We start from the raw sequence: 15,682 nt of genomic DNA on the forward strand, positions 1-15,682 counted from the left end.
TTGCAGAAAGTGACAGAATATTAATGTAGACGGCCGTTTGGGTTAATATAACGAAAAAGGATGACTCAAATGAGTTATAGGAAGGGTTGATTCTAAACAACGTAAGCAAGCCTCAATAGTTTAACAAATTTGCATCATTTGGGTGATAATTATTAAACATAAATAATTACGCACCGGTTTTTAATATTAGACACAGTTTGCTGAAGCAGGCCGATAATTTTTTTGCGAAAAAGAATGGAACGGAAATTTAACATCTGCAGCTATTTTAACGTCCGGACGGAAACTATTTTTACCGTCCGGAGCAATTACGCGGAAAACAGTTTGCGCTGTGCCAGATAGTCCAGCAGCGTACCGGTAAATATCCCGAGTAGCATCAACAAGCAGCCGAGGTTAAATAACGGCAGCAGTGAGGGCAAACTCAATATTCCGCCCGCTTCCAGCGCCAGCGCCAGCAGCCAAATCGCCAGCAGCGCGCCGCCTGCCGCTAACAGACGCAGCGCCCAGCGATAACCCACCGGCCAGTGCTGGCGCGGATTAAAGTGCTGGCTGGCCTGCGATTGCAACAGGCTCTGTTTGCTGGCCGCCAGCAGCAGCAGGCCGGGCAGGGCGGCAATCACGGAAAAGGCGTAAAAGGTAGGCCATCCCCACAGCTCTACCAGCCAGCCCGCCGCCGGACCGACATACACCCTTCCTACCGCCGACAGCGCCGACAGCAAAGCAAACTGCGTCGCGGAGAACGAACGGTTACACAGGCTCATCAACAGGGCGACGAAAGCGGCGGTGCCCATGCCGCCACACAGATTTTCAACAAATACCGCGCTGGCCATGCTCCACATATGGGGCGGCGTCACGGAAAGCAGCCAGTAAGCAAGGTTAGAGAAGGCTTGCAGCACGCCAAACAGCATCAAGGCGCGAAACAGGCTCAGGCGCTGCATCACTACACCGCCATACAGCGCGCCGATAATGGTTGCCAGCAGGCCAAGCGACTTATTCACCAGTCCGACGTCACCGGCGGAAAAGCCGACGCCGCGAATCAGAAAAGAGGTGGTCAGGCTGGCGGCAAAGGCATCCCCCAGCTTATAAAGCACAATCAGCGACAGCATCAGCCAGGCGTTATCGCGGTTGAAGAAATCACGCAGCGGCGCCATCACCGCTTCTTCCAGCGTATGCGGCCGGATTGCCACATCCGCTGGCTCGCGCGCCAACAGGGTGGCGATAAGCCCTGGCAACATCATTAATGCCATCAGCCAGTAGGTGGCCTGCCAGCCTAAGTAGCGATCCGCCAGCCACAGCGCCAGCCCGCCCGATACCAGCATCGCCAGGCGATAGCCGAGCACGGTGATCGCCGCGCCGCTACCGCGTTCTTCCGGCGGCAGGACATCGGTTTTCCACGCATCAAAGACAATATCCTGCGAGGCAGAGCAGAAGGCGACCAGCACCGCCAGCGCCGCCAGTAAGGTTAAATGACGCGACGGCTCTATGCTGCCCATCAACGCGATACCGCCAATCAGCAACAGCTGCGTAATCAATAGCCAACCGCGACGCCGTCCGAGGAAAGGCGGCGTATAGCGATCCATCAGGGGAGACCAGAGAAACTTAAAAACATAGGCTTGTCCAACCAGCGAAAAAAAGCCGATGGTTTTAAGATCCACGCCTTCTACCGTCATCCACGCCTGTAGCGTACCGGACGTCAGGGCAAGAGGAAGACCGGAAGCAAAGCCCAGCAGCAGCAAGATTGCGGCATTACGCTGGGTAAACATCCGCAGATAGTGATTATCCATAACGGCTCTTTTCCTGTTGGCATGCCCGGCGTCCTGCCGGGCAACCAAATATCATTAACGCGCGTTCTGCTTGATAAAGCTGTTTACACTGGTGTCCTGCGCCATATCGGAAATGACGTCGCTCAGGGTGGCGTTAACGGCCTTGGTGATTTTTTCATTGGTAGCGTTAAACGCCCCTTCGACACTATAGGTCTGGCGATAGTTTTTCACCTGCTTATTGCCGTTTTTCGCGTTGGCAATAATCGAAATGTCCGCTTTGGTGGTGATGCTGTAGCGCAGGTTGCCCTGGGTAACGTCGGCATACAGGTTGTTAACTACGATCTGCAAATCTACCGCGCCATTAGGGCCGATCATGTAACCGCGAGCGGTCATCTGTTTTTCCAGCACTTCCTGCAACAGGAAACGCAGGTCGCGGCTTGGCGTCAGCGTAACCAGCTGCGCATCGCGGGTCACTTTGGCCAGCGCCTGATCGGCACGCTGATCGGCGCCGTTAATGCTGACCGTCACGCCCATCAGGCTCGGATCTTGCGAAGGCAGTTGAATAGCGGGTTGTACATCGATGGTATTGCTGTTGTTTGCACAGCCAGCCAGAATAAAGGCAGCCAGCAGAGGGAAGAAAAGTTTTTTTAACATGCTTATTTTCTCATGAGTCTGAATGATATTGCTGACAAAACAGCGGGCATCATATCATTGCGTTGGTGTGAAGAAAGCCCCGGCGGCGTGTAAATTCATCAGGCCGCCTGTTTTTTCAACGTGCGAAAAGCGCATTTACTGTGAGCGGCCGCGCAATCGCGCGTGCTGTGATAACAAGCGGGACAGTTTTTTTCGCTTTAGCTGCGGGAAGAAATGAAAACCAGCTAATATTTAAAGGGATGGGGCGTAGCTCTCTGCCGTAGAGGAGTGGATGTCATGATTCGCGAACAAATAGAAGAAAAGTTAAGAACCGCCTTTCAACCGGCCCACCTGGAAGTTCATGATGAGAGTTATCGTCATAATGTCCCTGCGGGATCGGAGAGCCACTTCAAAGTGGTGATTGTCAGCGACAGCTTTACTGACCAGCGCTTTTTAACGCGTCATCGGGCTATTTACAGCACGCTGAGCGAAGAGCTGGCAGGCAGCGTTCATGCGCTGGCGCTGCATACCTATACGCTGAAGGAGTGGGAGGGATTGCAGGATACGGTGCTCTCTTCACCCAACTGTCGCGGCGCAGGCATGCTGGCCTGAGCATACAGAGGAATTAACCCAAACGGCCCACGGGCCGTTTTCTTTTGTCTGAATTTTACTCGCTTCGGTAGCGGGCACCGCGCATTTTCGTTTATTTTCCATCAAACTGCGAACCGGTGCCCGGTTTGCGTTCTCGACGTGGTAAAACGATGCCGCTATAATGCTGCGTCTATTTTTCCGGAATTGCTTCGGGACGCTTCTGGTAACAGGGAATGGTTCTTCATCAGAGGCCGTCCCGGTTGTTGGATAGTGCGGACTGCTGTCTGTGCTATCTGAAGTTGACCGAGCTCGTGATTTTTTGAGGTAACAAGATGCAAGTTTCAGTAGAAACCACTCAGGGCCTGGGCCGTCGCGTTACGATTACTGTCGCTGCTGACAGCATCGAGAGCGCTGTGAAAAAAGAGCTGGTCGATGTAGCGAAAAAAGTGCGTATCGACGGTTTCCGTAAAGGGAAAGTGCCGATGAACGTGGTGGCACAGCGTTACGGCGCCTCTGTTCGTCAGGATGTGCTGGGCGATCTGATGCAGCGCGGCTTTGTTGACGCCATCATCAAAGAGAAAATCAATCCGGCCGGCGCGCCGAACTACGTACCGGGCGAATACAAACAGGGTGAAGATTTCACTTACTCTGTTGAGTTTGAAGTCTATCCGGACGTTGAGCTGAAAGGTCTGGACGCAATCGAAGTTGAAAAACCGGTTGTCGAAGTGACTGACGAAGACGTCGACGCGATGCTGGACACCCTGCGTAAGCAGCAGGCGACCTGGAAAGACAAAGAAGGCGAAGCTGCTGCCGAAGATCGCGTTACCGTTGATTTTAGCGGTTCCGTAGACGGCGAAGAGTTTGAAGGCGGTAAAGCCTCTGACTTCGTACTGGCAATGGGCCAGGGCCGCATGATCCCGGGCTTTGAAGATGGCGTTGTGGGCCATAAAGCAGGCGACGAATTCACTATTGATGTGAAATTCCCGGAAGATTACCACGCGGAAAACCTGAAAGGGAAAGACGCGAAGTTCGCTATCGTGCTGAAGAAAGTTGAAGAGCGCGAACTGCCGGAGCTGACCGAAGAATTCATCAAGCGTTTCGGCGTGGAAGATGGTTCTGTTGCCGGTCTGCGTGCCGAAGTACGTAAAAACATGGAGCGCGAGCTGAAAGGCGCCGTGCGTAACCGTGTTAAAACTCAGGCGATCGACGGTCTGGTGAAAGCCAACGACATCGACGTGCCGTCTGCGCTGATCGACAGCGAAATCGACGTGCTGCGTCGTCAGGCTGCACAGCGTTTTGGCGGCAATGAGAACCAGGCGCTGGAGCTGCCGCGTGAACTGTTCGAAGAGCAGGCGAAGCGTCGCGTCGTGGTGGGTCTGCTGCTGGGCGAAGTGATTCGTACCAACGATCTGAAAGCGGATGAAGAGCGCGTGAAAACGCTGATCGAAGAAATGGCGTCTGCCTACGAAGATCCGCAGGAAGTGATCGAGTTCTACAGCAAAAATAATGAGCTGATGAACAACATGCGCAACGTTGCTCTGGAAGAGCAGGCCGTTGAAGCGGTACTGGAAAAAGCGAAAGTGACTGAGAAAGCCACTAAGTTCCAGGATCTGATGAACCAAACCTCAATGGCTTGATTTTTCAGGTGTTAGATACTGAAAGCCCGCTGCCGCAAGGTGCGGGCTTTTTGTTTATCCCTCTCAGAAAACTCTTTTTGTGTACCTTTTTGGCTAATTAAGCGCCAGGTTATTCGGTATGATGCTATTCCGGGTTAGCGATTGAAGAAAACGTTGTTATGCTTGAAACAGCGGGCGCATGCCCCCAGATAGTTTTCCGAATATCGTGAAAAGTGAAAAGCTGGCTGATTGACCGTCCGGATAGCGTCGGAGAGTGGCAATGTGAAGCATGGTTTTCATGTTCTCACTTCAGTAGAATCGGTACAGAATGTTGCCAATGAAATTTATCCAGGAGACGGTAATGTCATACAATGGCGAACGTGAATTTTCCGCACCTAACATGGCGCTGGTGCCTATGGTGGTCGAACAAACCTCGCGCGGCGAGCGTTCTTACGACATTTATTCCCGCCTGTTAAAAGAGCGCGTCATTTTCCTTACCGGTCAGGTTGAAGATCATATGGCGAACCTGATCGTGGCCCAGATGCTGTTTCTGGAAGCAGAAAACCCGGAAAAGGATATTTATCTGTATATCAACTCGCCGGGTGGCGTGATCACCTCAGGGATGTCGATTTACGATACCATGAAGTTTATTAAGCCGGATGTTAGCACCATCTGTATGGGACAGGCTTGCTCAATGGGCGCTTTCCTGCTGACCGCCGGTACTAAAGGCAAGCGTTACTGCCTGCCGAACTCCCGCGTCATGATCCACCAGCCGATGGGCGGCTATCAGGGCCAGGCGACGGATATTGAAATTCATGCGCGTGAAGTGCTTAAAGTTAAGCAGCGTATGAATGAACTGATGGCGGAGCATACCGGACAATCGCTGGAGCAAATTGAGCGTGATACCGAGCGTGACCGTTTCCTCTCGGCGAGTGAGGCGGTAGAGTATGGGTTAGTTGATTCCATACTGACACATCGCCAATAAGACTCCATCCCGCTGCATACGCTATAGTTACAGCAGATAACGGGTGAAGAGTGGCCACGAATGAGGGCAGTCAGTCTGACTGCCATCGCCGCATTTAACTGCGGACGAGATAAATGAAGAGGTTAGCTGATGACAGATAAGCGCAAAGACGGTTCAGGGAAGCTGCTGTACTGCTCTTTTTGCGGTAAAAGCCAGCATGAAGTGCGCAAGCTGATTGCCGGGCCGTCAGTGTATATCTGCGACGAATGTGTCGATTTATGTAATGACATTATTCGCGAAGAGATAAAAGAAGTCGCGCCGCATCGTGAGCGTAGCGCGTTACCGACTCCGCATGAAATTCGCCATCACCTTGATGATTATGTTATCGGTCAGGAAAGGGCGAAAAAAGTGCTGGCGGTGGCGGTCTATAACCACTACAAGCGCCTGCGCAACGGCGATACCAGCAACGGTATCGAGCTGGGCAAAAGTAATATTCTGTTGATTGGTCCAACCGGTAGCGGTAAAACGCTGTTGGCGGAAACGCTGGCGCGTCTGCTGGATGTGCCTTTCACCATGGCGGATGCCACTACGCTGACCGAAGCCGGTTACGTGGGTGAAGACGTTGAGAATATTATCCAGAAATTGCTGCAGAAATGTGACTACGATGTGCAGAAAGCACAGCGCGGCATCGTTTACATTGATGAAATTGATAAAATTTCCCGTAAGTCTGACAACCCGTCGATTACGCGCGATGTGTCCGGTGAAGGCGTGCAGCAGGCGCTGCTGAAACTGATTGAAGGCACGGTTGCCGCCGTACCGCCGCAGGGCGGACGCAAGCACCCGCAGCAGGAATTTTTGCAGGTTGATACCTCGAAAATCCTGTTTATCTGCGGTGGTGCTTTTGCGGGTCTGGATAAAGTCATTTCCCAGCGTGTGGAAACCGGCTCCGGCATCGGCTTTGGCGCAACGGTAAAAGGCAAATCGCAGAAGGCATCGGAAGGGCAGCTGCTGGAGCAGGTCGAGCCGGAAGATCTGATCAAATTTGGTCTGATTCCTGAGTTTATTGGTCGTTTGCCAGTCGTGGCGACGCTTAATGAGCTGAGCGAAGAAGCGCTGATTCAGATCCTGCGCGAGCCGAAAAACGCGCTGACCAAGCAGTATCAGGCGCTGTTTAACCTGGAAGGCGTTGAGCTGGAATTCCGTGATGAAGCGCTGACGGCGATTGCCCAGAAAGCGATGTCCCGTAAAACCGGCGCGCGTGGCCTGCGTTCTATCGTCGAAGCCGCGCTGCTGGATACGATGTACGATCTGCCTTCCATGGATGACGTAGAAAAAGTGGTGATTGACGAGTCGGTGATTGAAGGACAGTCAAAACCCATGCTGATCTATGGCACGCATGAAGCGCAGCAGGCATCTGGCGAATAATTCGTCAACACAACCAGCAAGTTAGTCATAAAAGGGGGAAATTGTCCCCCTTTTGCTTTTCTCACGTCTCGGACATTGAATGTCTGGCAAACATCCCCATATACTCAAATACCTGTGGGTTCCCCTGGCACATAGCCTGCACTATGCGGTACCCATCACCTGGCGGACTTTAAACTAAGAGAGAGCTCTATGAATCCTGAGCGTTCTGAACGCATTGAAATCCCTGTGTTGCCATTGCGCGACGTAGTGGTTTATCCGCACATGGTAATTCCGTTGTTTGTTGGTCGGGAAAAATCGATTCGGTGCCTCGAAGCCGCAATGGATCATGATAAAAAGATCATGCTGGTCGCACAGAAAGAGGCTTCAACGGATGAACCTGGCATTAACGATCTCTTCTCCGTAGGGACCGTTTCTTCTATTTTGCAAATGCTGAAACTGCCGGACGGCACGGTAAAAGTGCTGGTTGAAGGTTTACAGCGGGCACGTATTACCCAGCTTGCCGATAACGGCGAGCATTTCAGCGCCCAGGCGGAATACCTGGCTTCTCCTGAGATTGAAGAACGCGAGCAAGAAGTGCTGGTGCGCACCGCCATCAACCAGTTTGAAGGCTATATCAAGCTCAATAAAAAAATTCCGCCTGAAGTACTGACTTCGCTAAACAGTATTGACGATGCTGCGCGTCTGGCCGATACCGTCGCTGCGCATATGCCGCTGAAGCTGGCCGACAAGCAATCCGTGCTGGAAATGTCCGACGTCAATGAGCGTCTGGAATATTTAATGGCGATGATGGAGTCGGAAATCGACCTGTTGCAGGTGGAAAAACGCATTCGTAATCGCGTCAAAAAGCAGATGGAAAAAAGCCAGCGCGAGTACTATCTGAATGAGCAGATGAAGGCGATTCAGAAAGAGCTGGGCGAAATGGACGATGCGCCGGATGAATATGAAGCGCTGAAGCGCAAAATCGATGCCTCTAAAATGCCGAAAGAGGCGCGCGAAAAAGCGGAAGCCGAGTTGCAGAAGCTGAAGATGATGTCGCCGATGTCGGCGGAAGCGACGGTGGTGCGCGGTTATATCGAATGGATGGTTCAGGTTCCATGGAATGAGCGCAGCAAGGTGAAGAAAGACCTGCGTAAAGCCCAGGAAACGCTGGATACCGACCATTACGGCCTGGAGCGCGTGAAAGACCGCATCCTGGAATATCTGGCGGTACAGAGCCGCGTGAATAAAATCAAAGGGCCGATCCTCTGCCTGGTTGGACCGCCGGGCGTGGGTAAAACCTCGCTGGGCCAGTCGATCGCCAAAGCGACCGGACGTAAATATGTGCGTATGGCGCTGGGCGGCGTGCGCGATGAAGCGGAAATCCGCGGGCATCGTCGTACTTACATCGGTTCCATGCCGGGCAAACTGATCCAGAAAATGGCGAAAGTGGGGGTGAAAAACCCATTGTTCCTGCTGGATGAGATCGACAAAATGTCATCCGATATGCGCGGCGACCCGTCTTCCGCGCTGCTGGAAGTGCTGGACCCTGAGCAGAACGTCGCGTTTAACGATCACTATCTGGAAGTGGATTACGATCTCTCCGATGTGATGTTTGTCGCGACTTCGAACTCAATGAATATTCCGGCGCCGCTGCTGGACCGTATGGAAGTGATTCGTCTTTCCGGCTATACCGAAGATGAAAAACTAAACATCGCCAAACAACATCTGCTGCCGAAACAGATCGAGCGTAACGCGCTGAAAGCGAGTGAAATCAGCGTAGATGACAGCGCGATTGTCGGCATCATCCGTTATTACACGCGTGAAGCGGGCGTGCGTAGCCTTGAGCGTGAGCTTTCCAAGCTGTGCCGTAAAGCGGTGAAAGCGCTGCTGCTGGATAAAGATCTGAAGCATATCGAAATCAACGGCGATAACCTGAAAGATTTCCTGGGCGTGCAGCGCTTTGATTATGGCCGTGCCGATAACGAAAACCGCGTCGGCCAGGTCACCGGTCTGGCGTGGACGGAAGTCGGTGGCGATCTGCTGACCATCGAAACCGCCTGCGTACCGGGCAAAGGCAAGCTGACCTATACCGGCTCGCTGGGCGAAGTAATGCAGGAGTCGATTCAGGCGGCCTTAACCGTGGTACGCGCGCGCGCAGAGAAACTCGGCATCAATGGCGATTTCTACGAGAAGCGCGATATCCACGTGCATGTGCCGGAAGGCGCAACGCCGAAAGATGGTCCAAGCGCCGGTATTGCCATGTGTACCGCGCTGGTTTCCTGCCTGACGGGCAACCCGGTGCGCGCCGATGTCGCCATGACCGGCGAGATCACGCTGCGTGGCCAGGTACTGCCGATCGGCGGTCTCAAGGAAAAACTGCTGGCGGCGCATCGCGGCGGCATTAAAACGGTAGTTATCCCCGATGATAACAAGCGCGATCTGGAAGAGATCCCGGAAAATGTGCTGGCCGATCTGGATATTCATCCAGTGAAGCGCATCGAGGATGTGCTGGCGCTGGCGCTGCAAAATGCACCCTACGGGATGCAGGTTGCCACGGCGAAATAGTGACTGAAGACAAAATCAGTTAAAAAGCGCAGCTGGCAAGTCAAATCGGGCTTGCCAGCTTTTTTTTGTGCCGCTAATTTAGAGGGCTGTTGAAACAGCGACCCAGAGAATTCCCGTTGTTTCGGCTCAACAACCTTGCTATAACTGGCTGCGCATTCGCGTCTGGCTGGAAGTCGGCTGCGATAGTGAATAATAAAAGAGGGGATGAATAGAGTGAATAAGTCACAATTGATCGACAAAATTGCCGCAGACGCTGATATTTCTAAAGCGGCAGCAGGACGTGTTTTAGATGCATTTATTGGTTCAGTTTCTGATTCCCTGAAATCAGGCGAAGAAGTGGCTCTGGTTGGCTTCGGTACGTTTTCCGTGCGTGAACGTTCTGAGCGCACCGGCCGTAACCCGCAGACAGGTAAAGAAATTACCATCCCAGCAAGCAAAGTACCTGGCTTCCGTGCCGGTAAAGCGCTGAAAGACGCGGTGAACTGATTTACGGTCAGCTCCATTAAAGCAATTTCTTTGGTGGAGTGAGGACGGCTATGGCGTTCTCATGTAACATACGGGCACATCAGACAAATGATGTGCCTTTTTTATTCTGACAGGTGACAAACGTCAGCGATGGATGTCAGAACATAGCCAGCTACTAGTCGGCCTGAAAGCAGCAACGCGCACGCCTGCAAGGATGGGTGCCTGCGTGAGGTTTACATTCACATTACAGCGGAGTGTTGTCATACCATGATGGACAATTTACGCGCGGCGTCGAATCATGTCGTGCTCAAGATTATTCTGGGACTGATTATCCTGTCATTCGTGCTGACCGGCGTTGGCAACTATCTGATCGGCGGCAGTGGCGATTACGCAGCCAAAGTCAACGGCCAGGAAATTGGTCGCGCCCAGCTGGATCGCGCTTTTAACAACGAGCGTAGCCGCCAACAGCAGATGCTGGGCGAGCAGTTCTCGCAGCTGGCTGGTAATGCGGGCTATATGCAGCAGATGCGTCAGCAAGCGCTGTCACAGCTGGTGGATGAGATGCTGCTGGATCAGTATGCCAAAGAGTTGAATCTGGCCATCAGCGATGAGCAGATCAAACAGGCGATCTTCACTCAGCCTGCGTTTCAGACCAACGGTAAATTTGATAACGCCAAATATCTCGCGCTGATTAATAACATGGGCTTCAGCGCCGATCAGTATGCTGAAGCGCTGCGCAAGCAGCTAACCACGCAGCAGCTGATTTCCGCTATTGCCGGTACTGACTTTATGCTGAACGGTGAAACCGAGGCGCTGGCAGCGCTGGTTTCTCAGCAACGTGTGGTGCGTCAGGCGACGCTGAACGTGGATGCCCTGGCGGCCACGCAGCAGGTTAATGATGATGAAATCAAAAACTACTATGCCCAGCACAAAAACAGTTTCCTGGCACCGGAGCAGTTCCGCGTAAGCTATATCAAGCTTGATGCGGCCAGCATGCAGGAAAACGCCAGTGAAGCGGATATCCAGAGCTGGTACGAGCAGCACAAAGCCGAGTATGCCCAACCGCAGCGTAATCGCTACAGCATTATTCAGGTTAAAAGCGAAGCGGATGCGCAGGCTATTCTGGATCAGCTGAAGCAGGGCGCGGATTTTGCCACGCTGGCTAAAGAAAAATCTGCCGATCCGATCTCGGCGCGCAAGGGCGGCGATATGGGCTGGCTGGAACCGGCTTCCACGCCGGATGAGCTGAAAGAGGCTAACCTGACCAGCAAAGGAGAGCTGTCGGGCGTGGTGAAATCTTCCGTGGGTTTCCTGATTGTGCGCCTGGATGATATTCAGCCAGAGCAGATTAAACCGCTGGCGGAAGTGCATGACGTCATCGCGGATAAAGTGAAACAGGAAAAAGCGCTGGATGCTTACTATAAGCTGCAGCAGAAAGTCAGCGATGCGGCGAGCAACGATAACGAATCGTTAGCCAGCGCAGAAGAGGCGGCAGGCGTGAAGGCCGTTGAGACCGGCTGGTTTGGCCGTGACAACGTGCCGGAAGATCTGAACTTTAAGCCGGTGATCGACGCGATTTTCAACGGTAATCTGCAGGGTGAAAACGGTACGCCGGGCAGCAACTCCGATATGATCACCGTTGAGGGCGATCGCGCCTTTATCCTGCGTGTTAATCAGCATCAGCCGGAAGCGATCAAAGCGCTGGATGAAGTCAAAGCGCAAATCGCCGATACGCTGAAGCATGATAAGGCGGAAAAACAGGCTAAAGCGCAGGCGGAAAAAATCCTTGCCGAGCTGAAAGCGGGCAAACAGGATGCCCTGAAGGCTTCGGGTCTGACGTTTGGCGAAGCGAAAACCTTCACCCGTAACGACCGTGATGCGATTGTCCAGGCGCTGTTTGCACTGCCGCAGCCGCAGGCGGGTAAAGTCGTTTATGGCACCAGCGAAGATATGCAGGGCAATGTTGTGCTGCTGGCGCTGGATGAAGTAAAAGCCGGAAGCCTGCCAGACGAGCAGAAAAAAGCGATGGCGCAGGGCATTACGCAAAATAACGCGCAGATCGTTTTTGATGCGTTGTTAAGCAACCTGCGTAAGGATGCGAAAATCAAGTACGGCGCTGCGGTACAAATGCAGTAAGTCTCGCATAAAAAATGCAATCCGTTGCAAATCAAAAGGCCGCTTTCGCGGCCTTTTCCACATCATAACTTTGCCTTTTGTCTTCCGCGCCACCGACCTTTACTGTTTCTCCTGCTGTTACACACAAGGAGAAATCAGCATGCAAAAGAACTTTCTTTCAGCGCTCTGTTTATCATTAACCATGGGCGCGTTCTGCTGGACACTTACGGCGCCCGGCGCGCTGGCGGCTAAGGAAAGCACCAGCGGGGCAGCCAGCAGCGCCGTTCAAACCAAACCCGCCAGCAAAGCTAATCCCACGCCAGCGGCCACCCGCGGCGCGACGTCATCCCCCTCCACCGAGGCGACGGTTAGCATCAACAGTGCATCGGCACAGGAGCTCGCTGCGGTCATGAACGGCGTTGGCTTAAAAAAAGCGGAAGCGATTGTGAGCTATCGTCAACAATTTGGCCCCTTTACCGAGCTGGAGCAGCTAAAAGAGGTGCCGGGAATCGGCAGCGCGCTGGTGGAGCGTAATCTGTCACGGCTTAAATTGTGATCCTGTTCCCAGCGCGCATGACAACTTTTCCAGGCACGCCGCGCCGCTGCTAATCTCAAGAGGTCATACCAGATCGTATGACCTTAAACATTGATAAGGCAAGGCGCTATGCAGACATTAATAAAAGTACGTGGCTATCATCTGGATGTGTATCAACACGTCAATAATGCGCGCTACCTGGAATTCCTTGAGGAGGCGCGCTGGGAATGGCTGGAGAAGTTAAACGCGTTTCACTGGCTGATGGAAAACAAGTTGGCCTTTGTGGTGGTTAATATCAATATCAACTATCGACGTCCGGCGTTGCTGGGCCATGTGCTCTGTATCAATAGCCGGCTGCTGCAGCTGAACAGCAAGAGCGGCGTTATTGGTCAGGAGGTGACGCTGCAAGAAGATGGCGCGGCGATTGCCGATGCGACCCTGACCTTCGTCTGTATCGACCTGGCTACGCAAAAGGCGTTGCCGCTGGAGGGAGAACTGCTGAGGCGCATGGAAACGCTGCTGAGCTGACGATAGCAGCCGGGGAGGGCCCGGCTGTTGTTCATCTGATGGCTTAATGTAATCCGGTTTTCTGCCGCATGCTCTGCATTACCGCAGCGGAATCGTCCTGATAGTTTTTTAGTCCGTTCGCCCGCAGATGACAGGCCGCACACTCACCGCAGCCGTCGCCTTTGATGCCGTTATAGCAGGTCAACGTCTCTTGCTGAACCAAAGGCAGCTGCTGCCAGTAATCTGCCAGCGCCCAGGTCTCTGCTTTGTTCAGCCACATCAAGGGGGTTTCAAAACGTACGGCGCGCGCCATACCCAGCGCCACGGCATGATTTAACGCTTTAACAAACTCGTCGCGGCAATCCGGATAGCCAGAAAAATCCGTTTCGCACACGCCGGTAATCACCGCTTCCGCTTCGACCTGATAAGCATAAATTGAGGCCAGAGTAAGAAAGAGGATATTGCGTCCCGGCACAAAAGTGCTCGGCAAGCCGTTGGCGTTGGCGTCATATTGCGGTACCGGGATGTTATCGCGCGTCAGGCTGCTGATAGCCAGTTCATTCAGCAGCGTAACGTCCAGCACTTTATGGGCGCGGGCGCCCAGCTTGATGGCCAGTTCACGCGCAACGTCGATCTCCTGACGATGACGCTGACCATAATCAAAGGTCACGCAGTGAACGTCGTCATACTGCGCTAACGCCTGAATCAGGCAGGTTGTGGAGTCCTGCCCGCCGCTGAAAACTACCACTGCTCGTTTCATTTTTTCGCCTTACTAAACCTGTTCGGGCTTATGGTAATGCCTGCGAGGCAAGAAAGGTAGCCCGTACTGGCTGTGCAGCCCCCGGCGCGTTGCGGCTGCGTTTTTTAAATGCCTGCGTCGGGTTAACCGTTCAGCTGGTTCAGCCACGGCGTCAGGTCGCCAACCTGGCTTGCCACCCATTGCGGATCGTACCAGGTGTCCAGGTAGCGCTCGCCGCTGTCGCATAACAGCGTGACAATCGCGCCTTTACGCTGCTGCTGGCGCATACGCTGCGCCACCTGAATCACGCCCCAAAAATTGGTGCCGGTGGAGGCGCCAGGTTTGCGGCCAAGAATCTGGGCGAGGTAATGCATGGCGGCGGCAGAAGCGGCGTCGGGAACGCGCATCATCTCGTCAATCACGTCGGGAATAAATGAGGGCTCAACGCGCGGACGCCCAATGCCCTCAATGCGGCTGCCGCCGGGACTACGCAAGGTGGCATCGCGCTGGTGCCAGTAATCGTGAAAAACGGAGTTTTGCGGATCCACCACCAGCAGACGCGTGGCATGTCCCTGATAGCGTAAATAGCGCCCGATGGTAGCGGAGGTGCCGCCGGTACCGGCAGACATTACAATGGTTTCCGGCACCGGAAACGGCTCGCTGGCCATCTGGCGGAAGATGCTTTCGGCGATATTATTATTGCCGCGCCAGTCGGTCGCGCGTTCCGCATAGGTGAACTGGTCCATAAAATGGCCGTTGAGATCGCGTGCCAGCCGCTCCGCTTCCTCATAAATGGCACAGGGATCCTGCACAAAATGGCACTGACCGCCGTAAAAGGTGATTTGTTCCACTTTGCGGCGCGCAGTGCTGGCGGGCATGACGGCAATAAACGGCAGGCCAAGCAGACGCGCAAAGTAAGCTTCGGAAATGGCGGTGCTGCCGGAGGACGCTTCGACAATGGTGGTTTCCTGCTTAATCCAGCCGTTACACAGGCCATAGAGAAACAGCGACCGGGCCAGACGATGCTTTAAGCTACCGGTGGGATGCGTGCTTTCATCCTTAAGATAAAACCAGATGCCTGGAAACTGGGGCAGGGTAAAACGGATCAGATGCGTTTCGGCGGAGCGCTGAAAATCCGCATTAATTTCATTAATCGCCTGTTTAACCCACTGGCTGCTCATGATGCTGTTCCCCCATTGATAAACGCAATTAGGGTAAGGCATTCTGCGGAAAAAAAGTTTGCCTTATTTCCTGTATAATAGAGCGTCCATAGCAAAACATTCTCCAGGAGTGGCCGGTGTTAGATAAAATTGATCGTAAGCTGCTGGCGCTGTTGCAAAAGGATTGTACGTTATCGCTGCAGACGTTAGCCGATGCCGTTAACCTGACGACCACTCCCTGCTGGAAACGGCTTAAAAAGCTGGAAGATGATGGCATTATTCGCGGGCGCGTAGCGCTGCTGAACAGTGAAAAACTGGGGCTGGGATTAACCGCGTTTATGCTGATTAAAACGCAACAGCACAGTCGTGAATGGTATCAGGAGTTTGTTAGCGTGGTGCAGGCTCAGCCCGAAGTCATGGCGTTTTATCGTATGGCGGGCGAGTATGATTATCTGTTACGCATCCAGGTTGCCGATATGAAGCAGTATGATGCGCTCTATAAACGTTTGGTCAACGGCGTTAGCGGCCTTATCGACGTGACCTCCAGTTTTGCCATGGAAGAGATAAAATACACCACGGCATTACCGGTTGAACCCTGATCTTTTCTGCAGCCTTACCCGGCTGATCA

General features: G+C 53.3%; 14 protein-coding genes. 10 read left to right on the forward strand and 4 right to left on the reverse strand.

Translation table 11 applies throughout. The features are described from left to right. Positions 1-305: 305 nt before the first annotated feature. Both ampG and J2X14_RS13570 read right to left on the reverse strand, forming a co-directional pair. The gene (gene ampG / locus J2X14_RS13565; protein ID WP_352411720.1) at positions 306-1,781 is read right to left on the reverse strand and encodes a muropeptide MFS transporter AmpG; all 1,476 of its coding nucleotides are present in this window, start codon (positions 1,779-1,781) and stop codon (positions 306-308) included. A gap of 54 nt (positions 1,782-1,835) precedes the next feature. Further along, positions 1,836-2,414 (reverse strand): lipoprotein, encoded by a 579-nt coding sequence (locus J2X14_RS13570; protein ID WP_352411721.1) that lies wholly within the window; start codon positions 2,412-2,414, stop codon positions 1,836-1,838. Between the two features lie 276 nt (positions 2,415-2,690). Here J2X14_RS13570 and bolA point away from each other — a divergent pair, with 276 nt between their 5' ends. The 9 genes from bolA to J2X14_RS13615 all read left to right on the forward strand — a co-directional run bounded on the left by bolA (position 2,691) and on the right by J2X14_RS13615 (position 13,176). Then, positions 2,691-3,005: a transcriptional regulator BolA gene (gene bolA, locus J2X14_RS13575; RefSeq protein WP_352411722.1), complete on the forward strand. Its 315-nt coding sequence runs from the start codon at positions 2,691-2,693 to the stop codon at positions 3,003-3,005. 311 nt (positions 3,006-3,316) lie between these two features. Next, positions 3,317-4,621 (forward strand): trigger factor, encoded by a 1,305-nt coding sequence (gene tig / locus J2X14_RS13580; protein WP_352411723.1) that lies wholly within the window; start codon positions 3,317-3,319, stop codon positions 4,619-4,621. A 340-nt stretch (positions 4,622-4,961) separates the two neighbouring features. Further along, positions 4,962-5,585, forward strand: a complete 624-nt coding sequence (gene clpP / locus J2X14_RS13585; RefSeq protein WP_352411724.1) for an ATP-dependent Clp endopeptidase proteolytic subunit ClpP — start codon at positions 4,962-4,964, stop codon at positions 5,583-5,585. A gap of 129 nt (positions 5,586-5,714) precedes the next feature. Next, a complete protein-coding gene (gene clpX, locus J2X14_RS13590) occupies positions 5,715-6,989 on the forward strand; it encodes an ATP-dependent protease ATP-binding subunit ClpX (RefSeq protein WP_085067710.1) in 1,275 nt (424 codons plus the stop codon). A 189-nt stretch (positions 6,990-7,178) separates the two neighbouring features. Continuing rightward, positions 7,179-9,533: an endopeptidase La gene (gene lon, locus J2X14_RS13595; protein ID WP_352411725.1), complete on the forward strand. Its 2,355-nt coding sequence runs from the start codon at positions 7,179-7,181 to the stop codon at positions 9,531-9,533. A gap of 213 nt (positions 9,534-9,746) precedes the next feature. Then, complete coding sequence (gene hupB / locus J2X14_RS13600) at positions 9,747-10,019, forward strand: nucleoid-associated protein HU-beta (RefSeq protein ID WP_038627591.1); 273 nt, start codon at positions 9,747-9,749, stop codon at positions 10,017-10,019. Positions 10,020-10,265: 246 nt separating this feature from the next. Beyond that, the gene (gene ppiD, locus J2X14_RS13605; protein ID WP_352411726.1) at positions 10,266-12,134 is read left to right on the forward strand and encodes a peptidylprolyl isomerase; all 1,869 of its coding nucleotides are present in this window, start codon (positions 10,266-10,268) and stop codon (positions 12,132-12,134) included. A gap of 139 nt (positions 12,135-12,273) precedes the next feature. After that, positions 12,274-12,669 (forward strand): ComEA family DNA-binding protein, encoded by a 396-nt coding sequence (locus J2X14_RS13610; RefSeq protein WP_352411727.1) that lies wholly within the window; start codon positions 12,274-12,276, stop codon positions 12,667-12,669. A 108-nt stretch (positions 12,670-12,777) separates the two neighbouring features. Beyond that, complete coding sequence (locus J2X14_RS13615) at positions 12,778-13,176, forward strand: YbgC/FadM family acyl-CoA thioesterase (protein ID WP_352411728.1); 399 nt, start codon at positions 12,778-12,780, stop codon at positions 13,174-13,176. Between the two features lie 43 nt (positions 13,177-13,219). On the opposite strand, the gene queC is transcribed toward J2X14_RS13615, so the two are convergent. Together queC and J2X14_RS13625 are read right to left on the reverse strand one after the other, a co-directional pair. Next, positions 13,220-13,915, reverse strand: a complete 696-nt coding sequence (queC, locus tag J2X14_RS13620) for a 7-cyano-7-deazaguanine synthase QueC (RefSeq protein ID WP_352411729.1) — start codon at positions 13,913-13,915, stop codon at positions 13,220-13,222. 122 nt (positions 13,916-14,037) lie between these two features. Continuing rightward, complete coding sequence (locus J2X14_RS13625) at positions 14,038-15,075, reverse strand: PLP-dependent cysteine synthase family protein (RefSeq protein ID WP_352411730.1); 1,038 nt, start codon at positions 15,073-15,075, stop codon at positions 14,038-14,040. A 116-nt stretch (positions 15,076-15,191) separates the two neighbouring features. On the opposite strand from J2X14_RS13625, the gene J2X14_RS13630 reads away from it, so the two are divergent. After that, complete coding sequence (locus J2X14_RS13630; protein WP_352411731.1) at positions 15,192-15,653, forward strand: Lrp/AsnC family transcriptional regulator; 462 nt, start codon at positions 15,192-15,194, stop codon at positions 15,651-15,653. Positions 15,654-15,682: the final 29 nt, after the last annotated feature.

The organism is Mixta sp. BE291, from assembly GCF_031457955.1.
GTDB lineage: Bacteria > Pseudomonadota > Gammaproteobacteria > Enterobacterales > Enterobacteriaceae > Mixta.